Annotated in this window: 21 protein-coding genes; all 21 read left to right on the forward strand. The window is 39.5% G+C overall.

The features are described from left to right. Positions 1–68 precede the first annotated feature (68 nt). Entirely contained in the window at positions 69–1769 is a 1701-nt protein-coding gene (locus AC4G3O_RS09445) for a proline--tRNA ligase (protein ID WP_491136093.1), read from the forward strand. 250 nt (positions 1770–2019) lie between these two features. Continuing rightward, complete coding sequence (locus tag AC4G3O_RS09450) at positions 2020–6339, forward strand: PolC-type DNA polymerase III (protein ID WP_491136181.1); 4320 nt, start codon at positions 2020–2022, stop codon at positions 6337–6339. Between the two features lie 154 nt (positions 6340–6493). Beyond that, the gene (gene rimP, locus AC4G3O_RS09455) at positions 6494–6967 is read left to right on the forward strand and encodes a ribosome maturation factor RimP (RefSeq protein WP_066100348.1); all 474 of its coding nucleotides are present in this window, start codon (positions 6494–6496) and stop codon (positions 6965–6967) included. Positions 6968–6999: 32 nt separating this feature from the next. Continuing rightward, positions 7000–8136 carry a transcription termination factor NusA gene (gene nusA, locus AC4G3O_RS09460; RefSeq protein ID WP_066100344.1) on the forward strand — a complete coding sequence of 379 codons (1137 nt, stop codon included), beginning with the start codon at positions 7000–7002 and terminating at the stop codon, positions 8134–8136. Between the two features lie 19 nt (positions 8137–8155). Then, on the forward strand, positions 8156–8443 hold the full coding sequence (rnpM, locus tag AC4G3O_RS09465; protein WP_066102270.1) for an RNase P modulator RnpM: 288 nt from the start codon (positions 8156–8158) through the stop codon (positions 8441–8443). Further along, the gene (locus AC4G3O_RS09470; RefSeq protein ID WP_139891224.1) at positions 8440–8742 is read left to right on the forward strand and encodes a YlxQ family RNA-binding protein; all 303 of its coding nucleotides are present in this window, start codon (positions 8440–8442) and stop codon (positions 8740–8742) included. Before rnpM ends, AC4G3O_RS09470 begins: the two co-directional genes overlap by 4 nt. Before the next feature lie 19 nt (positions 8743–8761). Then, a complete protein-coding gene (infB, locus tag AC4G3O_RS09475; RefSeq protein WP_066100338.1) occupies positions 8762–11065 on the forward strand; it encodes a translation initiation factor IF-2 in 2304 nt (767 codons plus the stop codon). Continuing rightward, on the forward strand, positions 11062–11340 hold the full coding sequence (locus tag AC4G3O_RS09480; RefSeq protein ID WP_066100337.1) for a DUF503 domain-containing protein: 279 nt from the start codon (positions 11062–11064) through the stop codon (positions 11338–11340). Before infB ends, AC4G3O_RS09480 begins: the two co-directional genes overlap by 4 nt. Positions 11341–11354: 14 nt before the next feature. After that, entirely contained in the window at positions 11355–11714 is a 360-nt protein-coding gene (gene rbfA / locus AC4G3O_RS09485) for a 30S ribosome-binding factor RbfA (protein WP_491136094.1), read from the forward strand. Between the two features lie 66 nt (positions 11715–11780). Beyond that, positions 11781–12707 carry a tRNA pseudouridine(55) synthase TruB gene (gene truB, locus AC4G3O_RS09490; protein WP_491136095.1) on the forward strand — a complete coding sequence of 309 codons (927 nt, stop codon included), beginning with the start codon at positions 11781–11783 and terminating at the stop codon, positions 12705–12707. Between the two features lie 39 nt (positions 12708–12746). Further along, on the forward strand, positions 12747–13691 hold the full coding sequence (gene ribF / locus AC4G3O_RS09495; protein WP_491136096.1) for a bifunctional riboflavin kinase/FAD synthetase: 945 nt from the start codon (positions 12747–12749) through the stop codon (positions 13689–13691). Between the two features lie 128 nt (positions 13692–13819). Further along, complete coding sequence (gene rpsO, locus AC4G3O_RS09500) at positions 13820–14089, forward strand: 30S ribosomal protein S15 (protein WP_066100335.1); 270 nt, start codon at positions 13820–13822, stop codon at positions 14087–14089. 207 nt (positions 14090–14296) lie between these two features. After that, a complete protein-coding gene (gene pnp, locus AC4G3O_RS09505; protein WP_066100333.1) occupies positions 14297–16411 on the forward strand; it encodes a polyribonucleotide nucleotidyltransferase in 2115 nt (704 codons plus the stop codon). A 126-nt stretch (positions 16412–16537) separates the two neighbouring features. Next, entirely contained in the window at positions 16538–17497 is a 960-nt protein-coding gene (locus tag AC4G3O_RS09510) for a polysaccharide deacetylase family protein (RefSeq protein ID WP_139891223.1), read from the forward strand. Positions 17498–17604: 107 nt separating this feature from the next. Then, on the forward strand, positions 17605–18837 hold the full coding sequence (locus AC4G3O_RS09515) for a M16 family metallopeptidase (RefSeq protein ID WP_490551801.1): 1233 nt from the start codon (positions 17605–17607) through the stop codon (positions 18835–18837). Positions 18838–18985: 148 nt separating this feature from the next. Then, positions 18986–19243, forward strand: coding sequence for a YlmC/YmxH family sporulation protein (locus AC4G3O_RS09520; protein ID WP_139891221.1), 258 nt, complete (start codon positions 18986–18988; stop codon positions 19241–19243). 119 nt (positions 19244–19362) lie between these two features. Next, entirely contained in the window at positions 19363–20262 is a 900-nt protein-coding gene (gene dpaA / locus AC4G3O_RS09525) for a dipicolinic acid synthetase subunit A (RefSeq protein ID WP_066100326.1), read from the forward strand. Continuing rightward, positions 20262–20855, forward strand: coding sequence for a dipicolinate synthase subunit B (locus tag AC4G3O_RS09530; protein ID WP_139891556.1), 594 nt, complete (start codon positions 20262–20264; stop codon positions 20853–20855). The genes dpaA and AC4G3O_RS09530 overlap by 1 nt, the downstream gene beginning before the upstream one ends. A 181-nt stretch (positions 20856–21036) precedes the next feature. Then, positions 21037–22080 (forward strand): aspartate-semialdehyde dehydrogenase, encoded by a 1044-nt coding sequence (gene asd, locus AC4G3O_RS09535; RefSeq protein ID WP_066100321.1) that lies wholly within the window; start codon positions 21037–21039, stop codon positions 22078–22080. A gap of 73 nt (positions 22081–22153) precedes the next feature. Beyond that, positions 22154–23407, forward strand: a complete 1254-nt coding sequence (gene dapG, locus AC4G3O_RS09540) for an aspartate kinase (protein ID WP_066100319.1) — start codon at positions 22154–22156, stop codon at positions 23405–23407. A 26-nt stretch (positions 23408–23433) separates the two neighbouring features. After that, positions 23434–24309, forward strand: a complete 876-nt coding sequence (dapA, locus tag AC4G3O_RS09545) for a 4-hydroxy-tetrahydrodipicolinate synthase (protein ID WP_066100317.1) — start codon at positions 23434–23436, stop codon at positions 24307–24309. Positions 24310–24572 lie beyond the last annotated feature (263 nt).

Here is a 24572-nt window from a genome sequence, read left to right on the forward strand (position 1 = left end):
GGGCTAAACACGTGTTAAGCTCCTGCTATACATAAAGTAAAGTGATTAGGATAGAAAGGTGAATAGATATGAGACAAAGTATGACGATGATTCCAACATTAAGAGAGGTGCCATCAGACGCTGAAGTAAAAAGTCATCAATTATTGCTTCGTGCCGGATTTATGCGCCAAAATGCAAGTGGAATATATAGTTATCTTCCACTTGGTTTAAAAGTAATCCAAAATGTTGAAAAAATTATTCGAGAAGAGATGGAGCGCGCAGGAGCGGTAGAATTACTAATGCCGACACTGCAGCAGGCAGAGCTATGGCAGGAATCCGGCAGATGGTATTCCTATGGTCCTGAGTTAATGAGAATGCATGACCGCCATAATCGTGAATTTGCAATGGGACCAACCCATGAAGAAGTCATTACAAGCTTACTTCGTGATGAGGTGAAATCATACAAACGTTTACCTCTAACTCTTTATCAAATTCAAACAAAATTCCGCGATGAAAAGCGTCCTCGTTTCGGCTTGCTTCGCGGCCGTGAATTTATTATGAAGGATGCGTATTCTTTCCATTCCAGCCAGGAAAGCCTGGATGAAGTGTATGATCGTATCTTTACAGCCTATTCCAATATTTTCAGCCGTTGTGGTCTTGATTTCAGAGCGGTTATAGCAGATTCGGGAGCTATGGGCGGAAAAGATACACATGAATTTATGGTGCTTTCTGAAATAGGTGAGGACACAATCGCTTATTCGGATACATCTGACTTTGCAGCTAATATTGAAATGGCACCTGTTGTTAACACGGCTGTAAAAACAGGTGAAGAGCTTAAAGAACTGACTAAAGTATCAACACCTGATCAAAAAACAATCGAAGAAGTATCAAGATATTTAAATACAACTAATGATAAGTGTATTAAATCACTTCTTTGGAAAGTGGACGATCAGTTTGTGCTTGTATTGATCAGAGGAGATCATGAATTAAATGATATTAAACTAAAAAATATCTTTAATGCTACAATCGTTGAACCCGCAAGTCCGGAGGAGACAAAGGATCTACTGAATTGCAGCGTTGGTTCTATTGGACCAATTGGAGTGGACCTAAACCGCGTGACAATTATTGCTGATTTCGCTGTTGAAGTTTTGGAAAATGCGGTTTGTGGAGCTAATGAAGAAGGGGTACATTACATTAATGTAAATCCTGACCGTGATTTTACTAATGTGAAATATGAAGATCTTCGTTTTATACAGGCTGGTGATGCTTCTCCAGATGGAAAAGGAACCATTCAGTTTGCTAAAGGAATAGAAGTGGGTCATGTATTTAAGTTAGGGACACGATACAGTGAAGCAATGAACGGTACGTACTTGGATGAAAATGGTCGCAGTCAGCCGATGATTATGGGTTGCTATGGAATTGGAGTATCCAGAACCGTTGCGGCGATTGCTGAGCAATTTAATGATGAAAAAGGTTTAATGTGGCCTGCTAATATAGCTCCATATCAAGTGCATCTTATTCCGGTTAATATGAAGGATGAAAATCAACGGAATCTAGGTGAGAAATTATATGACGAGCTTATGCAAGCTGGATATGATGTATTAATGGATGACCGAAATGAACGTGCCGGTGTTAAATTTGCTGATTCTGATTTAATTGGACTACCTGTTCGAGTCACAGTTGGTAAAAAAGCTGCCGAAGGAATCGTAGAAGTTAAAGTGAGACGAACAGGGGAAAGTTTTGAAGTGCCTGTTACTGATCTTGCTGGTCGATTAAACGAAATCCTGTAAAATATTAAAGTACAAGCTCTCCCTTTTGCAATGGGGAGAGCTTGTTTTTTACGTGCCGATTTTTTTTGATAAGTTGTTTTAAGGTTTGGATAATGCTTTTTACTCCCAACACCGGTTTTTAATAAGTATGGCTAAAGGTGTTTTCTGAATTGATGAAAGCATTAATCTTTGCAAGAAGGGATTTGAATAAAAAAGAGTTGTGTTATAATTACAAGACGGAAAAGGAGAATGACGTTTGGGAGAGATAGAAATGGAAGAGAATTCTCGTATTAAACAAGATAAATTCAGAACGTTGCTCCAGCAACTTCAGCTGACGGAAGATGCGGTTGTTGTGCATTTTTCTAATGCGGAAATCGATAAAGTAATCATTGAAAAAGTTGCCCGCAAATGGCATTTCTTTTTCAGATTTGAACATATAATTCCTTGCAGTATTTGGACCAGATTTACGACACAATTAATGCAGGTCTTTTCTCCAATAGCCACTGTCGGGTATTCGGTTGAGGTTAGGAATCCACTCATCACGAATGAATTGATTACGGATTATTGGAAAAACTGTATTAGCGAAATCGATGGAATTTCTCCGGCAATTCTGGAATTATTGCATGGACAAGCTCCAAAGGTTGAAGGGAATAAGCTGATTGTAACTGCTCGTAACGATGCAGAGGCCGGCCAGCTTAAACGGAAATATACCGGCTTAATTTCAGAAGTTTATCAGCGTTTTGGTTTTCCGCCATTGCAGCTCGATGCCATTGTAGATAAAGATGCATACAGTGAGGCAATGGAGACATTCAAAAAGCAAAAGCAAATAGAAGATGAAGAAAAAGCTCTGCAGGCAGTTCAGGATATGAAGAAGGCCGCAGAGGCTAAGGATGATGGCGGAGTACCTGAAGGCCCATTGGTTATCGGGTACAAAATCAAGCCGGATGCTGATTTTAAGACACTTGATGAGATAGTTGAAGAAGAACGTCGAATTGCCGTTGAAGGGTATGTCTTCGATGCTGAAACAAGAGAGCTAAAGAGCGGACGCACCTTATTAACCTTTAAAATTACGGATTATACAAATAGCATTCTTGTTAAAATGTTCTCACGCGACAGAGAAGACGCAAGCCAATTGGCACGTGTGAAAAAAGGTATGTGGGTACGTGTACAAGGAAGTGTACAAAATGATACATTCGTCCGTGACTTAGTAATGATTGCAAATGATATTAATGAAATAGCAGGTAAAAATCGTAAGGATACAGCACCCGAAGATGAAAAGCGTGTTGAATTACATTTGCATACACCAATGAGCCAAATGGACGCTGTTACACCTGTCTCTACACTAGTGTCCCAGGCAGCTAAGTGGGGACATAAAGCGATTGCTATAACAGATCATGCGGTCGCACAGTCATTCCCTGAGGCTTACGCTGCCGGAAAGAAAAATAATATTAAAATCTTATATGGCGTAGAAGTAAATTTAGTGGATGATGGCGTGCCGATTGCTTACAATACGGCAGATTTAAATTTGGAAGAAAGCACATATGTTGTATTTGACGTGGAAACAACAGGACTTTCTGCCATATATGACACCATTATCGAGCTTGCGGCAGTTAAGATGAAAAATGGTGAGATTATTGATCGCTTTGAGTCTTTTGCCAATCCACATCATAAATTATCATCTACAACCATTAATTTAACAGGGATTACCGATGACCTTGTAGAGAATGCTCCAGAAGTCGATGAAGTTTTGACGAAGTTCAGGGATTGGTCTGAGGATGCAATTTTTGTTGCGCATAACGCGAGCTTTGATATGGGCTTCTTGAATATGGGTTATAAAAAGCTTGGGTTTGGTAAAGCCACCAACCCGGTCATAGATACATTGGAGCTGGCTCGTTTCCTCTATCCGGATTTGAAAAATCACCGCCTGAATAATTTGGCGAAAAAATTTGATGTTGAGCTTGTTCAGCATCACCGTGCGATTTATGATGCTGAAACAACCGGTCATTTGTTAATGAAAATGTTAAAGGATGCCAATGAAAAAGGCATTACGAATCATAATCAATTAAATGACAATATGGGAAAAGGAAAGGCATTCCAGAGAGCGCGTCCGTATCATTGCACATTACTCGCGCAAACACAGGAAGGTTTAAAGAATTTATTTAAGCTTGTTTCCATTGCTCATATTGATTATTTTTACCGTGTCCCAAGGATTCCAAGATCCGTCCTTTTGCAATATCGAGAAGGGATTTTGGTTGGATCCGGCTGTGATCGCGGCGAAGTATTTGAAAATATGATGCAAAAATCATTTGAAGAGGCAGAGGATGTCGCTGAATTCTATGATTATCTTGAGGTGCATCCAAAAGAAGTTTACGCTCCTCTTATCGAAATGGAACTGGTTCAAAGCGATAAGGCTCTTGAATCTATAATCGCCAATATTGTAAAGCTGGGAGAGAAATTAAACAAACCAGTTGTGGCGACAGGCAATGTTCATTACCTGAATCCAAATGATAAAATCTATCGAAAAATATTAATCAATTCACAAGGGGGAGCAAACCCTCTAAATCGCCACAGCTTGCCTGATGTACATTTCCGTACAACAGATGAGATGATGAATTGCTTCTCGTTCCTTGGGCAAGAAAAAGCAAAAGAAATTGTTGTAACAAACACCAATAAAATTGCCGATTTAATTGATGAAATCAAACCGATTAAAGATGATTTATATACACCGAAAATCGAGGGTGCTGAAGAGGATATTCGGGAAATGAGCTATACAAGAGCACGGATGATCTACGGTGAAAATTTGCCGGAGATCGTGGAAGCTCGTCTTGAAAAAGAATTGAAGAGTATCATTGGTCATGGATTTGCGGTTATTTACTTAATTTCGCATAAGCTGGTTAAGAAATCACTTGATGATGGATACTTGGTTGGATCCCGTGGTTCCGTAGGTTCATCCTTTGTGGCAACGATGACTGAAATAACGGAAGTGAATCCATTGCCTCCCCATTATGTATGTCCGAAGTGCAAGAAGTCTGAATTCTTTAATGATGGATCGGTCGGGTCAGGTTTTGACCTCCCAGATAAGGATTGTCCGGACTGCGCTGTAAGCTATGTGAAAGATGGACATGATATTCCGTTTGAAACATTCCTTGGCTTCAAGGGGGACAAAGTTCCAGATATTGACTTAAACTTCTCAGGTGAATATCAGCCGCAGGCTCATAATTACACAAAAGTCCTGTTTGGTGAAGATTATGTATATCGAGCAGGAACGATTGGTACGGTAGCTGAAAAAACGGCATATGGATATGTTAGAGGATATGCCCAGGAAAATAATCTTCATTTCCGTTCAGCAGAAACAGATCGTTTAGTAAGTGGATGTACAGGTGTTAAGCGTACAACCGGGCAGCATCCGGGCGGAATTATTGTAGTTCCTGATTATATGGATATTTATGATTTCTCGCCTATCCAGTTCCCGGCTGATGCGAGTGACTCTGAATGGAAAACGACTCACTTCGACTTCCATTCCATCCATGATAATATTTTGAAGCTTGATATTCTGGGTCATGATGATCCAACTGTAATCCGGATGCTACAGGATTTAAGCGGAATAGATCCAAAAACGATTCCTACAGACGATCCTGAAGTCATGAAGATTTTCAGTACACCGGAAGTACTTGGTGTTACTGCAGAACAAATCAATTGCAAAACAGGTACACTGGGTGTACCGGAATTTGGTACTCGTTTTGTAAGGCAAATGCTTGAGGATACTAAGCCAACCACTTTTGCAGAGCTTGTTCAAATATCCGGGCTCTCACACGGTACAGATGTGTGGCTGGGCAATGCACAGGAATTGATTCAGGATAATATTTGTAATCTAAGCCAGGTAATTGGCTGTCGTGATGATATTATGGTGTATTTAATTTATCAGGGTCTTGATCCATCACTTGCCTTCAAAATTATGGAGTCTGTCCGTAAGGGGAAAGGGCTCTCTGAGGAAATGGAAGAAGAAATGCTGAAGAACAATGTACCAGGATGGTATATTGGCTCATGTAAAAAGATTAAATATATGTTCCCGAAAGCCCATGCGGCAGCATATGTATTAATGGCTGTCCGAATTGCTTATTTTAAAGTGCACCATGCACTCCTGTACTACGCAGCTTATTTCACGGTTCGTGCAGATGATTTTGACCTTGATGCGATGGTGAAAGGATCAGAAATGATTCGTTCCCGCATTGATGAAATCAATCAAAAAGGTCTCGAAGCCTCTACTAAAGAGAAAAACTTGATGACTGTTCTTGAAATAGCACTTGAAATGTGTGAGCGAGGATATAGCTTCCAAAAAGTTGATTTATATCGATCCAGTGCAAATGAATTTATTATTGACGGAAATACTTTAATTCCACCGTTCAATTCAATCCCAGGACTTGGAACGAATGCGGCTTTCAATATTGTGAAAGCTAGAGAAAACGGCGAATTTTTATCTAAAGAAGATTTGCAGCAAAGAGGCAAAGTTTCCAAAACTATATTAGAATACTTGGATAATCACGGTTGCTTGGGCGATATGCCTGATCAAAACCAACTTTCTTTATTCTGATACAGAATCGCTAATTTGCAAAAACCAACTCTTTATGTTATATTCAAGTAAGAATTACTGCTGATACGTATGTGCTAAAGAGTGGGGAAACCCACTCTTTCGTTTGTATTAGGATGATATTCAGTCGTTTACATAGACGTAAAGGAGTGAAAGCATGAGCAAGAAAGTCACTGAGATTGTCGAGGAAATGGCTGCCCCGATCCTCGAAGAATTAAACCTCGAGCTCGTTGAAGTAGAGTATGTAAAAGAGGGCAGAAACTGGTTCCTTAGAGTGTATATCGATAAGGAAAACGGTGTGGACATTGAAGAATGCGGTATTGTTTCTGAAAGGTTGAGCGAGAAGCTCGATGAAAAAGATCCAATTTCCAATAACTATTTCCTGGAGGTTTCTTCTCCAGGTGCTGAACGCCCATTAAAAAAAGATAGCGATTTTATGAAGGCAGTCGGTAAAAATGTACATATTAAAACATATGAACCGATTGATAATGAAAAAGAGTTTGAAGGTATCTTAAAAGATTTTGATGGTGACACCGTTATAATCGAAATTAAAATTAAAACACGTAAAAAGGAAATAACTATTCCTTATGATAAGATTGCCAAGGCAAGATTAGCGATTAGTTTTTCATAAGGGTTTAAGATTGTAAGGAGGGGATTAGTAAAATGAGTAATGAATTACTCGATGCACTGACCATTTTAGAAAAGGAAAAAGGAATTTCAAGGGATGTGCTCGTAGAGGCGATTGAAGCCGCTCTTGTATCAGCCTATAAGAGAAATTTTAATCAGGCTCAAAATGTCCGTGTGGATTTTAATTTGGTGAATGGATCCATGCGTGTATTTGCTCGTAAAGAAATTGTTGATGAAGTTTTTGATTCCCGCCTTGAGATCTCTTTGGAAGAAGCAAAAAGCATCAATCCAAACTATGAAGTTGAAGATGTTCTGGAGCTTGAAGTTACACCAAAAAACTTTGGTCGTATCGCAGCTCAAACAGCTAAGCAAGTTGTAACTCAACGTGTACGTGAAGCTGAAAGAGGCATTGTATACAATGAATTTATTGACCGTGAAGAAGACATTATGACTGGAATTGTCCAACGCCGTGATTCTAAATATATATATGTAGCTCTCGGTAAAACAGAAGCATTGCTTCCAGCCAATGAGCAGATGCCGAATGAATCCTATCAACCGCATGAACGTTATAAAGTATTTCTAACAAAAGTAGAAAAAACTTCAAAAGGGCCGCAAATTTTCGTTTCACGTACACATCCGGGCCTTTTAAAGAGATTATTTGAACTTGAGGTGCCTGAGATTTTTGACGGCACAGTTGAAATTAAATCTGTTGCCCGTGAAGCAGGAGACCGCTCAAAAATATCAGTTCATACTGATAATCATGAGGTGGATCCGGTAGGTGCTTGTGTAGGTCCTAAAGGCCAACGTGTTCAAGCGATTGTAAACGAACTAAAAGGCGAAAAAATTGATATCGTAAAATGGTCAGATGACCCTGTTGTTTTCGTAGCTAATGCTTTAAGTCCTTCAAAAGTACTTGAAGTCATTGTGAATGAAGAAGAGAAGGCAACAACAGTTATTGTACCTGACTATCAGCTTTCCCTGGCAATTGGTAAACGTGGGCAAAATGCTCGCCTTGCTGCAAAGCTTACTGGGTGGAAGATAGATATTAAGAGTGAAACAGATGCGCGTGAAGCGGGAATCTATCCTGTTAATCGCCTGACTGAAGAAAGTGATGAAGACGAGCTCGAATTTAAAGGCTTTACTTTCGGACTCGATGATGAAACAGAAGAATGATCCTATTGGTGAGGTGAAAATGGTGAACAACCGAAAGAAAGTACCGCTGAGAAAATGTATCGGCACCGGTGAAATGAAACCAAAAAAAGAAATGATCCGGATTGTTCGCTCCAAGGAAGGAGAGGTTTCAATAGATCCGACCGGCAAGAAATCAGGCCGCGGGGCCTATTTGAGCCTATCTGAGGAAGCCATTAACGCTGCCAAAAAGAAGAATAGCCTATCTAATCATCTGGAGGCAGATGTAGATTCTTCTATATACGAAGAACTTTTAAAGCTGGCTGCTAAGGAGAACAAATCACGACCATGATGCAAAAACAATGGATGTCCCTTTTGGGACTCGCATATCGAGCGAGAAAAGTTATTTCCGGGGAAGAATTGGTTATAAAAGAAATACGCTCTCGTCGAGCGAAAATAGTTTTATTATCAAAAGATGCTTCTTTAAATACGGAAAAGAAAATCACCGACAAATGTCATTTTTACAAAGTACCGATATGCCGAGTTGAAAACCGAACCGTGCTTGGTCAAGCAATAGGCAAGGATTCAAGAGTGGTAGTCGCTGTACTTGATGATGGATTTGCAAAGAAATTAATCTCCTTGCTCGATTAACTAATTCGGGGGTGAAGGAATGGGTAAAGTACGTGTATATGAATATGCGAAGAAGAACAATGTTTCTAGTAAAGTGGTAATTAATAAACTTAAAGATATGGGGATTGACGTCAATAATCATATGACGGCTCTAGAGGATCAGGCAGTAGAAAAATTAGAAAAACTGTTTAATCCTAAATCGGAAAAGATAAATACCGAGAAACCTCAAAATACTAACCAAACTAGAACTAGTCAAAATCAGAACCAGAACCAAAACCGAGGAAATATAAACGGGCAACAACAAAAACAGCAAACAAATAGTAACCAGCAAAGAGGTGGCCAGCAAGCTTCAAGGCAATCTCAAAGTTCCGCAAGACCTAATCCTGGTGTAACAGCAACGAGGAATAACCAGGGAACTAATCAAAATACAAAGAATAAACCGGCATCTAAGGGTAATGAAGGGAAAAAAAGCGTGCAAGATAATCAAAAAAGAGGTAACTTCAGAAATAATCGAAATAAAAAAAATAACCAACGTCATCAAAGTAAGTCAACTTATCAACCAACACCTAGAAAAGAAAGAGAATTACCGGAGAAAATCACATTCACCGAATCTCTGTCTGTGCAGGAGTTAAGTAAAAAGATTTATCGTGAACCAAGTGAAATTATTAAAAAACTATTTATGCTTGGAGTCATGGCAACGATTAATGCAGAATTAGATAAAGATGCAATTGAACTTATTTGTGCTGATTATGGCGTAGAAGTAGAAGAAATCATTAAAATTGATGTAACAGATCTTGAAGCTGTCATTGCGGATGATGAAAATCCAGATGAAAATACAGTGGAAAGACCGGCAGTAGTTACGATTATGGGTCACGTTGACCATGGTAAAACAACATTGCTGGATGCAATCAGAAATACAAAAGTTACTGAAGGCGAAGCAGGCGGAATTACGCAGCATATCGGTGCTTATCAAGTTGAGGTAGATGGTAAGAAAATCACGTTCCTTGATACACCGGGACATGCTGCCTTCACTACAATGCGTGCGCGTGGTGCTCAAGTAACGGATATTACAATTATCGTTGTAGCTGCTGACGATGGAGTAATGCCACAAACAGTTGAAGCGATTAACCATGCTAAAGCAGCAGAGGTTCCAATTATTGTGGCAGTTAACAAGATGGATAAAGAAGGAGCTAATCCTGATCGCGTAAAACAGGAATTGGTTGAAAATGGCCTGGTACCAGAAGAGTGGGGCGGGGATACTATTTTTGTACCAATGTCTGCGAAAAAAGGTGAAGGTATCGAGACATTGCTTGAAATGATTTTACTTGTAAGTGAAGTAAATGAATATAAGGCAAATCCTAAACGTAAAGCCATTGGTACGGTTATTGAAGCGGAATTGGATAAAGGACGTGGATCTGTCGCTACTTTACTTGTTCAAAATGGAACACTGCGTATAGGAGATCCAATTGTTGTTGGAGATACTTTTGGTAAAGTACGTGCGATGGTAAATGATTTAGGCCGCCGTGTTAAAGAAGCGGGTCCATCCACTCCGATTGAAATTACCGGATTAAACGAGGTGCCTCAGGCAGGCGATCGCTTCGTTGTATTTGAAGATGAAAAAACAGCACGCCAGGTTGGGGAAGCTCGTGCTCAAAGACATATCTTAGCTTCACGTAATGAAAGCTCCCGTGTAACACTTGAAAACTTGTTTGATCAATTAAAACAAGGGGAAGTAAAAGAAATTAATATCATTGTAAAAGGTGATGTTCAAGGTTCTGTTGAAGCGGTAGCTGCTTCCTTGCAAAAAATTGAGGTTGAAGGCGTAAAAGTTAAAATTATTCATGCGGGTGTTGGTGCAATTACTGAATCCGATATTATTTTAGCGACTGCCTCTAATGCAATTGTAATTGGTTTCAACGTGCGTCCGGATGTTAATGCTAAGCGTGCTGCTGAAGCTGAAAAAGTAGATGTACGTCTGCACAGAATTATCTATAAAGCAATCGAAGAAATCGAAGCAGCGATGAAAGGGATGCTTGATCCTGAGTATGAGGAGAAAGTAATCGGTCAGGCTGAAGTTCGTCAAACCATTAAAATTTCCAAAGTAGGAACAATTGCAGGAAGCTATGTAACAGATGGTAAGATTACACGTAACAGTGGAATCCGTCTAATCCGTGAAGGCATCGTAATCTTTGAAGGTGAACTGGATACACTTAAACGCTTCAAAGATGACGTGAAAGAAGTAGCTCAAGGCTACGAATGCGGAATAACGATCAAAAACTTTAATGATATTAAAGAAGGCGATGTTATCGAAGCATATGTAATGGAAGAAATTAAAAGAGCATGATTGCTGCGGCAGAATGTGAATGTTTGATTCCTAATGCTCAATCCTTAAAGGAAAAAAGAGCGGTTCTGCAGCGCGTTATGACGCGATTAAAACAAAAATTTAATGTTTCTGTCGCAGAGGTTGACTATCAGGACATGTGGCAACGCACGGTTATCGCAATCGTGGTTGTCTCGTCGTCCAGAACCAGTTCTGAAAGGGAATTGCAAAAAGCATTATCCTACCTCGATTCTTTTCCTGAATTGGAGAGTATTGCGACAAATATAGAATGGCTTTAAAAGAGGTGAAAAATATGAGCCTTAGAGCTACCCGTGTGGGAGAGCAAATGAAAAAAGAACTCAGTGATATACTTGGCAGAAAAATCAAAGATCCACGAGTTGGATTTGTGACTGTCACAGATGTTGAAGTTTCTGGAGACCTTCAGCAAGCCAAAGTCTATATATCGGTTCTCGGTGATGCCGAAAAAAGAGAAGATACACTTAAAGGTCTTGCTAAAGCTACTGGATTTATTCGTTCTGAGCTGGGCCAGCGTATTCGATTACGAAAAACTCCGGAAATTATTTTTGAATTTGATGAGTCGATTGACTATGGAAACAGAATTGAAAATCTATTGCATCAAATTCATCAGGAAAATAGAGAACCCAATGAATAAGGACTAGGATAGACGTTATGTCTATCCCCTTTTTATATAAAAAATTAGGAGAACAGGGTGATAGTGATGGAAGAGTTAAATGGAATCCTGATTCTCAATAAACCGGCAGGATTTACTTCTCATGACTGTATTATGAAAGTCAGAAAAATACTGAGGATGAAAAAAGTCGGACATACAGGAACGTTGGATCCGGATGTCACAGGTGTACTGCCTATATGTCTTGGAAAAGCAACCAGAGTTGCGGAGTACATAACGGATGCTGGTAAAGAATACATAGGTGAAGTGACTATTGGCTGGTCCACAACCACAGAAGATGCTTCGGGCGACATGGTGGATAAGAAGGTAATTGAGAAGCCGATAAAACGTACTGAGATTATCGAGATTTTGAACTCGCTCACAGGAACGATTGTTCAAACACCTCCAATCTACTCAGCTGTTAAAGTAAATGGAAAGCGCTTGTATGAGTACGCATTAAAGGGAGAAAAGGTAGACATCCCCTCGCGTAAGGTGAATATTTATGAAATCGAACTTTTGGACGATAGAGAACTATTTGAAGGTGAATCCATTTCGTTTTCTTTTCGTGTCTCATGTGGGAAAGGAACGTATATCAGAACGCTCTCCTGCATGATAGGTGACCAATTAGGTTATCCAGCCCATATGTCTAAGCTCATCAGGTCACGCTCAGCGGCTTTCACCCTTGAGGAGGCAATTACACTTGAACAGCTGGCTTTACATGCGGAGAAGGGCACTGTAAGCGACGTACTGAAGCCTATAGAAGAAGGTGTTCCCAATCTGCCGATTATTAAGGTTTCCAGTGAAATTGCAGAAAAAGTCCGTAATGGTGCTGTACTGACCTCTGACAACCTATCTGCCGAAAATACGGAGAGTCCTTTTGCTATTTTTAATGAACAAGAAGAACTAATGGCAATTTATCAGCATCATCCAGAGAAAAAAGGATTGTGTAAACCGGTTAAAGTTATTCCATTTATATAGTATGATATGGATGGAGATTGAAATTAGAGGGGAATAGAGATGAAAATAATCAATATTACACATCCCCATGACTATAAGCGGGGGGACTTTCCGCCAATAGCAGTAGCTCTTGGTTATTTTGATGGCGTTCATATTGGCCATCAAAAGGTTTTTGAAACGGTAAAACAAATTGGTGAAGAAAAAGGGCTGGCAACAGCGGTGATGACATTTGATCCTCACCCATCTGTCATTTTGAATAAACATATAAAGCACGTGAGGCTCTTGACACCATTGCAGGATAAAATTGAATTAATGAAGAACATGGGGTTGGATTATCTTTTTATTGTCCAATTCACACCTGATTTTTCAAGTCTTTCACCACAAAAATTTGTGGATGATTATTTGATTTCATTGCATATTCAGCATGTGGTTGCCGGCTTTGATTATTCATATGGACAATATGGAAGAGGAACTATGGAAACTCTTCCGCACCATGCAAAGGGTATGTTTGATGTAACAACCGTGTCAAAGCAAGATATTGGAGAGGAAAAAATCAGTTCAACTCGTATTCGAGAGGAATTAATTAACGGCCATACTGAAACAATTAATCAATTATTAAGCAGGTATTTCACTGTTAAAGGATGTATTGTAGATGGAGAGAAACGCGGGAGGCTATTAGGGTTTCCTACTGCCAATATAGAAGTGGACCCCGATTATTATCTTCCTGGTACCGGAGTTTATTGCGTACGTATGAAAGTACGCGGTAATTGGTATAATGGTATATGTAATGTAGGCTATAAACCTACTTTTCATACGGAAAAAGAAGAGATTCCCACTATAGAAGTACATCTATTAGATTTTGAGGCTGATATCTATCAAGAGAGAGTTGTGGTAGAGTGGCATAAACGCATACGGAGTGAACAGAAATTCAGCTCTGTGGAACAATTGGTTACTCAGCTTGAAAAAGATAAACAATTCGCAATAGAATATTTTGGAGTGAATTAAGTACTTGCTTTTTTAACCGAGAAGTAGTATTCTTAATATCGTATGAAAAGAACCTTTCCTTGGCTAAGCGCATCACCAACGTTCGCTCAGGAATAGGGGATTTTGAAAATTTTAGGAGGTGAATTAGGATGGCATTAACGCAAGAGCGTAAAAATGAGATCATTAATGAGTACAAAACTCATGAGAGCGACACTGGTTCTCCAGAAGTTCAGATCGCTGTCCTTACTGAACAAATCAACACACTTAACGAACACTTACGCACTCACAAGAAAGATCACCACTCACGTCGCGGTCTTTTGAAAATGGTAGGTAAACGTCGTAACTTACTTACTTACCTGCGTAATAAAGACGTTACTCGTTATCGCGAATTAATCAACAAGCTTGGTTTACGTCGATAAACTACTCAGAAAAAGCGGGATTTTTCCCGCTTTTTTGTTATACATAGAGGAGAAAGAGGAAAGTTAAAGGGTAATGTCGCTTTTTAACTCGACAACTATGGAGTATACTAATATTAATTTGATTGAAATCCAACAGATCTTGTCAAAATGATGAGAAACAGGATAAATTTTGTAAGATTATTGTAAGTAGAGAGGAGCAATGAAGAAATGGAGCAAACAAAACGCACATTTTCTTTAGATTGGGCAGGACGTCCATTAACGGTTGAAATCGGCCAATTAGCAAAGCAAGCTAATGGTGCTGCTTTGATTCGCTATGGCGATTCAGCCGTATTAAGTACAGCTGTAGCTTCAAAGGAACCGAAGAATTTAGATTTCTTCCCATTAACTGTAAGCTATGAAGAAAAATTATACGCAGTAGGTAAAATCCCTGGAGGGTTCATTAAACGTGAGGGTAGACCAAGTGAAAAAGCGGTACTTACAAGTCGTCTAATCGACCGTCCAATTCGCCCGCTGTTCGCAGATGGGTTCCGTAATGATGTACAAGTAGTCAGTATGGTTCTTAGTGTAGATCAAAACTGCCCAACTGAAATGGCAGCTATGTTCGGATCCTCATTGGCACTTTGTGTTTCTGATATCCCGTTTGAAGGACCAATTGCCGGTGTTATTGTAGGTCGCGTTGATGGTAAGTTTGTCATTAACCCAACGATCGAACAACTTGAAAACAGTGATATTCATTTAACTGTTGCAGGAACAATGGATGCTATTAACATGGTTGAAGCAGGAGCACAGGAAGTGCCGGAAGAAACCATGCTGGAAGCTATCATGTTTGGACATGATGAAATCAAGAAACTGATTGCATTCCAAAATGAGATTGTGGCTGCAGTTGGTAAAGAAAAACGTGAAATAACTCTTTATGAGCTAGATGCAGAATTAATCGAGGAAGTTAAAGGTATGTGTTTAGAAGAAATGAACACTGCTGTGCAAGTTCAAGAAAAACATGCTCGTGAAGATGCAATCAAAGCAGTAAGAGAAAAAGTTGTTGCTGTCTTTGAAGAAAAAGAAGCTGATGAAGAAAAGCTTAAGCAAGTAAATGAAATCTTGAGTAAATTGGTGAAGGATGAAGTTCGCCGTTTAATTACGGAAGAGAAAATCCGCCCTGATGGAAGAAGTCCTGAAGAAATTCGTCCATTATCCTCTGAAGTTGGCTTATTGCCTCGTACTCATGGTTCCGGATTATTTACTCGTGGACAAACTCAAGCCCTTTCTATTGCTACACTGGGTGCATTAGGAGATGTTCAGATATTGGACGGGCTTGGCCTTGAAGAGTCTAAACGTTTCATGCATCATTATAATTTCCCGCATTTCAGCGTTGGTGAAACTGGACCTATCAGAGGACCAGGCAGACGTGAAATCGGACATGGTGCATTAGGTGAGAGAGCGCTTGAGCCGGTTATTCCAAATGAAAATGATTTTCCATATACTATTCGTCTTGTGTCAGAAGTACTTGAATCTAATGGCTCTACGTCTCAGGCAAGTATTTGTGCAAGCACATTGGCATTAATGGATGCGGGTGTTCCAATTAAAGCGCCGGTAGCAGGAATTGCAATGGGTCTTATTAAAAAGGGAGAACATTATACAGTTCTTTCCGATATTCAAGGAATGGAAGACCACTTGGGAGATATGGACTTTAAAGTAGCAGGTACAGCAAAAGGTGTAACTGCACTTCAAATGGACATAAAAATTGCAGGTCTGACTCGTGAAATCTTAGAGGAAGCATTAATGCAAGCTCAAAAGGGCCGGAATCATATTCTGAATCACCTTACAAGCACATTAGAGCAGCCAAGAAAAAATCTTTCTCAATATGCGCCTAAGATTTTAACGATGGCTATTAAACCTGACAAAATCAGAGACGTTATTGGACCAAGCGGAAAACAAATCAATAAAATTATTGAAGAAACCGGTGTAAAAATTGATATCGAGCAGGATGGTACAATCTACATCGCATCCACTGATCAGGAAATGAATGAAAAGGCTAAAACGATTATTGAAGATTTGGTACGCGAAGTTGAAGTTGGCCAAATTTATCTTGGTACGGTTAAACGTATTGAGAAATTTGGATGCTTCGTTGAAATCTTCAAAGGTAAAGATGGTCTTGTCCACATTTCTGAACTGGCAGAAGAACGTGTAGGAAAAGTCGAGGATGTAGTAAAAATTGGTGATGAGATCCTTGTTAAGGTAACTGAAATAGACAGACAAGGAAGAGTCAACCTTTCTCGTAAAGCAGTTCTAAAAGAACAAAAAGAAAAAGCAGAACAGAAATAAACATGACTTGGTCGGCTAGGAGACATTGGTTTCCTAGTCTTTTAATCATGTTCATATCTAATTATGGATTCTTGCGGTTCTAACCTGTCCTACCTGCTCATACATTTTGTGTGAGGAGGAGAAGAGATGGATAAAAAATTGTTGCAATTTCTTGCATTTTGTACCATTTGCGTTATATCATGGGTGTTGGTGCAAAGCTCATTTATGGACCAATATGTAAAAGGTATTCCAAATGGAACTGTCGCTTATGTTACAAATACAAATGATGAACTGTACCAACAAATTGAACAAGCAGCTAAAACATATAATCAAGAGCCTGTAGACGCTGTTATAGATAAGGTGTGGAAGAAAACACCCGGATACAATGGCATTCAGGTCAACATTGAGAAATCTTATAAAAAGATGAAAACTAAGGGTAAATTTCAGGAAGCTCAACTCATTTTCAAAGAAAACAGCCCTAATGTTCATTTACAAGACTTGTCACCATCGCCAATATACCGTGCGAATCCAAATAAACCCGTTGTATCCTTTATTATTAATGTAGCCTGGGGTAATGAGTATATTGAAGGAATGCTGGACACTTTAAAGAGACATAAGATTCATGCTACATTTGTATTGGAAGGACGCTGGGTAAAGAATAATCCGGATCTAGCCAAGCGGATAGCAGCAGCCGGTCATGAATTAGGGAATCATTCATATACTCATCCAAATATGCAACAATTATCAGCTGCGGCTGCCGAGAAAGAAATCAGCGAAACAAACCGGGTCATCCAGGAGGTAACAGGATATACTCCTAAGCTATTTGGACCTCCGAGCGGAAGTTTTAATGATCGTACAGTTAAGGTTGCAGCAAGTCTTGGAATGGAAACCATATTATGGACAGTTGATACAGTAGATTGGAAAAAACCCACACCGGAAGTCTTAACAAAAAGGGTCCTTGACCACATACATAAAGGTGCGCTTATTCTTATGCACCCAACAGAATCAACATCAAAATCAATGGATATATTAATCAAGAACATTGAGAAGGAATATAAAATTGTACCTGTCAGTGAGGCATTCAAAGAAGAACGTATAAGTCCCTGAAGACTTTCCTGCCTTTATTTTGGCGGGAAAGTTTCTCTATGCTATAAAAATGTATACATATTGGGTATGGTAATAAAGAGGGGCATCATGAATAGGAGGAACATTTGTTGATAAAAAAATATACTTGTCAAAATGGGGTCCGTATCGTATTGGAAACAATCCCTACTGTTCGTTCAGTGGCGATTGGTGTTTGGATTAAAACCGGTTCCCGAAATGAAGATTCCTTAAATAATGGAATTTCGCATTTCTTGGAGCATATGTTTTTTAAAGGAACAACAACAAGATCTGCCAAAGAAATAGCCGAATCATTTGATCGGATTGGCGGTCAGGTAAATGCTTTCACCTCAAAAGAATATACGTGCTACTATGCCAAAGTATTGGACGATCATGCACCTTATGCGCTGGATGTTCTTGGTGATATGTTCTTTAATTCTACATTTGCTGAAGAGGAATTGAAAAAAGAAAAAAATGTAGTTTGCGAAGAGATTAAGATGTATGAAGACACACCTGATGATATTGTTCATGATATTTTAAGCCAGGCTGTTTACGAAAAACACCCGCTTGGTTACCCTATTTTAGGTACAGATAAAATTCTTGATACCATTAATTCAGAGACATTGAAACAATATGTCTATAATCACTATACACCTGATAAAGTGGTAATCTCGATTGCAGGAAATGTGGATGAGAGTTTTATCAAGCAGGTTGAAGGTTTATTTGGAAGCTATGAAGGCGGTACAGCACGTCCTGAATTGGAAAAACCAACTTTCCATACCAATAAGATTGTCAGAAAAAAAGATACCGAACAAGCCCATTTATGTCTTGGGTATAACGGTTATGATATAGGCAATGAAAATATTTATAGCTTAATCACTCTGAACAATGTACTTGGAGGATCTATGAGCAGCCGTTTATTCCAAAATGTGCGAGAAGAAAAAGGGCTTGCTTACAGTGTCTATTCCTATCATACCTCCTATCAGGATAATGGTATGGTGGTTATTTATGGTGGAACAGGGGCAAATCAAGTTCATCAGCTTTATGATACAATACAGGAAACTCTTACTGAATTGCGTAATGACGGCATTACTGCCAAAGAGCTTGATAACTGTAAAGAGCAGCTGAAAGGAAGTTTGATGCTAAGCTTAGAAAGCACAAACAGCCGAATGAGCCGTAACGGTAAAAATGAGCTGTTATTGGGTAGACATCGAACTCTTGATGACATAGTTGAATTAATCGATGCTGTTTCGCTTAACAGCGTAAATCAGTGTATAGAAGATATTTTTACAGACTCCTATGCAGCAGCTTTATTGGGTCCGCAAGATGAGTGGAACTTAGATTAAAAAATAAATCTCTGGCAAGCTGGCGTGAACATCCATTGGATTTTGCGCCGGCTTGTTTTTTTGCGTGTTTGGAACAACTTTTTCTTCTAAAAGGATGTCACTCATTCATATAGTGAGATTAAGCAGAATGTGATAGGAGTGTCCTAAAATGAAGCTGAGCGAATTAAGTGGCAAAGAAATTGTGGATGTAAAAAAAGCAGAACGATTGGGCGTCCTTGGTCAAACTGACCTTGAGATCGATGAGTTAACCGGACAAATAACCGCCCTTTTAATCCCATCTGGAAAATGGTTTGGTTTTAGAAAGAATGGTGATGAGGTCCGTGTGCCATGGAGTCAAATAAAAAAGATTGGTACGGATATGGTCATCATTGATATTCCTGATGGAAATTCAATAAAGGAAACTTAAAAAACGCCGAAGGGCGTTTTTTTTTTGTTTACCTCGTTTTTATCACGTCTGGTTCCTGTATTTCATACTATGGGTTGTATGAATTGATCTTTAAAAAATAAAGAAGGTGAAAATCTTCCATGCTCACAGGAATGAATATTGCCGTTCTTGGTGGAGATGCCAGGCAGCTTGAAGTGATTCGAAAATTAACCGAGTTGGACGCAAAGGTATATTTAACAGGTTTTGAACAGTTAGCACATGCATACACGGGAGCAGTAAAGGAAAAACTGGAAGATTTGCCGGTAAAAGAGCTGGATGCGATTATTTTGCCTGTTGCTGGCACAAATATGGAAGGTAAGCTGGATACCATTTTTTCAAATATGCAAGTCATCCTGACAGAAGCTTTTTTAAAGGAGACACCGGAACATTGTACAATCTATTCCGGTATAAGCAATGATTATTTAATAAATATAACGAAACAGGCAAACCGTAAACTAGTTCAATTATTTGAACGAGATGATGTAGCTATTTATAATTCTATTCCCACAGTAGAAGGTACCATTATGATGGCCATTCAGCATACAGATTTTACGATACACGGATCAAATGTGATTGTTCTTGGATTAGGAAGAGTGGGAATGAGTGTGGCACGTGCTTTCCATGGACTGGGGGCCAAAGTTCAAGTTGGTGCCCGTAAATCAGAACATATAGCCAGAATAGAGGAAATGGGGTTAACTCCCTTCCATTTATCTGCGTTGGAATCTGTGGTTGAAAATGTGGATATTTGTATTAATACGATTCCTCACAAAATCATTACCGCAGGAATTATTTCAAGGATGCCGTCCCGAACGTTGATTATTGATTTGGCTTCGAAACCGGGCGGAACAGATTTTAGATATGCAGAAAAACGTGGAGTTAAAGCCATATTAGCACCAGGGTTACCCGGTATAGTGGCCCCAAAGACAGCCGGTCAGATTATTGCAAATGTGCTGGGACAGTTATTGTTGGATGATTTAGGAAATGGAAGGGAGACACCATGATGGATGTTAAGGGGATGAGAATAGGGTTTGGATTGACAGGATCGCACTGTACGTATGATGAAGTATATCCACAAATTGAAAAGCTGGTACATGCAGGAGCCGAGGTTGTCCCTGTTGTCAGTTATACTGTTAAAAATACCGACACAAGATTTGGCAAGGGAGAGGATTGGATAGCAAGAATAGAAAAACTGACAAACAGAAAAGCGATTGATACCATCGTCGATGCGGAGCCTTTAGGTCCCAAATATCCGTTGGATTGTATGGTGATTGCACCCCTGACAGGTGTTTCGATGAGTAAATTTGCAAATGCACAAAATGATTCACCCGTTTTAATGGCTGCAAAAGCTACACTTCGGAATCATCGCCCAGTTGTTCTCGGTATATCGACAAATGATGCCCTAGGTTTAAATGGTGTGAATTTAATGAGACTCTTAAGCACTAAGGACATATACTTCATTCCATTTGGCCAGGATGATCCTGAAAAAAAACCAAATTCTATGGTTGCCCGAATGGAAAGTCTCGTGGAAACGGTGGAATATGCTCTTGAGGCAAAACAAATCCAGCCTATTATCATCGAAAAATACAGAGATTAAAGTGCATGATTTAAAAAAAAGATATCTTATGATATATTTTATAGAAGAATATATTCATTGTTCTGAAAAGAAGGTTGCTCCTTTTATAAAAAATATATAAATAGCTATGACAGCATATCTTATTATTTCTAGTAGTTTACATGAAAATAAATACCTAATTTTATAGGAAGGGGTAACAAACATGAATGAAAAAAAATTACACGTAGCTGTAGTCGGGGCTACTGGTGCAGTTGGACAGCAAATGATTGACACTCTTCAAAAAAGGAATTTCCCTATTGGGAAGATAAGTCTGTTATCCTCTTCTCGTTCAGCAGGTAAACAAATCGAATTTAATGGAGAGACCATAACAGTACAGGAAGCAAAGCCAGAGAGCTTTGAAGGGGTAGACATTGCCCTGTTTAGTGCTGGCGGAAGTATATCTAAAGCATTAGCTCCTGAGGCTGTTAAAAGGGGTGCTATCGTTGTGGATAATACAAGTGCCTTCCGTATGGACGAAAATGTTCCGCTTGTAGTTCCTGAGGTGAATGAGGATGATCTTCGTAAGCATCAGGGAATCATAGCTAACCCTAATTGTTCGACAATCCAAATGGTAGCAGCACTTGAACCAATCAGGAAAGCCTATGGACTTAAAAAAATTATTGTTTCCACTTATCAGGCTGTTTCTGGAGCGGGTGCAGCAGCTGTTGAGGAATTAAATACGCAAGCAAGCGATATTTTAGCCGGTAAGACTGTTAATCCATCTATATTACCTGTTAAAGGTGCGGAAAAACATTATCAGATAGCTTTTAATGCTATTCCTCAGATTGATGTTTTCGGTGAGAATGGGTATACATTTGAAGAAATGAAAATGGTAAATGAAACGAAGAAAATTATGCATTTGCCGTCACTGCAGGTAGCAGCAACATGCGTTCGCCTTCCAATCGCAGTTGGTCATTCAGAATCCGTGTATATAGAAATTGAAAATAACGGTGTCAGTGCTGAGCAAGTAAAAGAAATATTACTAAATGCTCCTGGAATTGTCCTTCAGGATGATCCCGCCAATCAAGTCTATCCAATGCCGGCAGATTGTGTTGGGAAGAATGAAGTTTTTGTTGGGAGAGTAAGGAAAGATTTGGACGAAGATGCCGGGTTCCATATGTGGGTTGTTTCCGATAACCTATTAAAAGGGGCCGCCTGGAATTCTGTTCAAATTGCAGAGAGCCTTATTCGATTAGGGCTAGTGTAATTATTGAAATGATAGGATATCTTGGCCTTCTTATTTTCTCTAAAGTAGGAAGGCTCATTTTGGGGTGTAAAAAGTGAAGATCATCATTCAAAAGTTTGGCGGTACCTCTGTAAAAGATGCAGAGAGCAGAGAGTATGCGTTTCAACATATAAAAAGAGGTATAGACAAAGGGTACAAAATAGTGGTTGTTGTATCTGCAATGGGAAGAAAAGGTGATCCATATGCAACGGATTCCTTACTTTCACTTGTTAATGAAAAAGGAATGTACTTGGGGGAACGTGAGCAGGACTTGCTATTATCTTGCGGAGAGATAATCTCAGCGGTTGTATTTACCAATATGCTCTTAGAAAAAGGAATTCGAGCGACTGCCTTAACTGGCGGACAGGCCGGTTTCAGAACAAATAATGACTATACAAATGCAAAAATAATGGAAATGAAGACCGATAGACTGATTGATGAGCTAGGAAAATCAGACGTTATCGTTGTGACTGGTTTTCAGGGTATTGCTGAAAATGGCGATATTACAACGATAGGGCGCGGCGGCAGTGATACATCTGCTGCAGCCCTTGGAGCTGCACTGAAGGCAGAGTATGTTGATATTTTTACGGATGTAGAGGGAATTATGACAGCTGATCCCCGTATTGCGGAACAAGCCAGACCGCTGTCAGTAGTAACCTATACAGAGGTATGTAACATGGCCTACCAGGGGGCTAAGGTCATTCATCCACGTGCTGTTGAAATTGCGATGCAGGCAAAGGTGCCGATGCGAATCCGTTCAACCTATGCTGAAGGTGAGGGTACGCTGGTTACAGGTCATCCGAAACACCGTCGAGGCAGTGATATACAGGAACGTCTTGTTACTGGTATTGCCCATGTAAGCAATATCACTCAGATAAAAGTAAAGGCTAAGGAAGATCAGTATGATCTGCAGGCGGAAGTCTTTACAGCGATGGCGAATTCAGGCATAAGCGTTGATTTTATTAATATTTATCCAAATGGTGCTGTGTATACTGTCTCCAACAACGATGCTAATAAGGCAATTTCGGTATTACGTGAATTAGGATATGAGCCTGGTATCCAATCAAACTGTGCCAAAGTGTCTGTCGTTGGAGCCGGGATAACGGGAGTGCCGGGAGTAACAGCGAAAATTGTTACTCCATTATCAGAACGAGGCATACAGATTCTGCAATCCGCAGATAGCCACACAACGATATGGGTATTAGTTAAAGAAGAAGATTTAGTAGAAGCTGTAAATGCTCTTCATAATGCCTTTAATCTCCATTTAATGGACGATGATCTGTTTGAATGGGAAGAACTTGCGGAATAATAAAATATAAGATTGGAAGTGGAAATATGGGTCTTTTTGGACGCGTGTCCACCGCGATGGTTACACCTTTTGATAATAAAGGAAATATTGATTTTGGTAAGACTGCAAAACTCATAGATTACTTAATTGAAACAGGCACAGATTCACTGGTGGTTTCAGGAACTACTGGTGAATCCCCAACCTTGTCAACAGAAGAAAAAGTGGCATTATTTGAATATGTCGTGAAAATTGTAAACAAACGCATCCCTGTGATAGCAGGAACTGGCTCAAATAATACGTATGCGTCCATCCATTTAACAAAGAAGGCGGAAGCGGCCGGTGTAGATGCGATTATGCTTGTAGCGCCTTATTATAATAAACCAAACCAAGAGGGGCTATATCAACATTTCAAATCTGTGGCGGATGCTACTACTCTGCCGTGCATGATTTATAATGTGCCAGGCAGAACGGTGACGAATATTCATCCGGAAACCGTTATTCGCCTGTCAGAGATTCCGAATATTGTTGCTGTAAAAGAGGCCAGCGGTAATTTAAATGCAATGACAAAAATTATTGCCAACACACCGGATGATTTCGATTTATACAGTGGAGATGATGGTTTAACTTTACCTGTACTTTCAATTGGAGGAGCAGGTGTGGTCTCGGTGGCCTCCCATATAATCGGACGTGACATCCAAAAAATGATTGAACATTTCTACGCTGGTGAAATGGCTGAGGCAGCCCAAATGCACCAGAAATTACTGCCAGTCATTGAGGGGTTATTTTTGACACCAAGCCCAGCTCCTTTAAAGACAGCCTTGCAAATCAAGGGTATGAGCGTTGGGTCTGTTCGTTTGCCTCTTGTACCAATGAATGAAGTTGAACGGAACACATTGATAAATCTATTAAATACATTAAAATAATGCTTAGTTTGTCTGTTTTTAGAGTCTGCCTGAGGATAAGCCAATCCAATGCGATTGGCTTATCTATCTATTTAGTACAATTTTATACATATTCTTTTTTATACATGTTTAGTTAGCATTGAAGATGTCTGCTTTTTTTGTTATGCCTATAGCAAACAAACAGCAGTGTATATATATTATGAACCTAAAGAAAAGCATATTTTCAAAAAAAGAACGATAGTCGGAATTCATAGATAAATCTAAAAAGATGATGTCAGTGGCAT

It is taken from the genome of Bacillus sp. z14 (2026) (assembly GCF_058313575.1).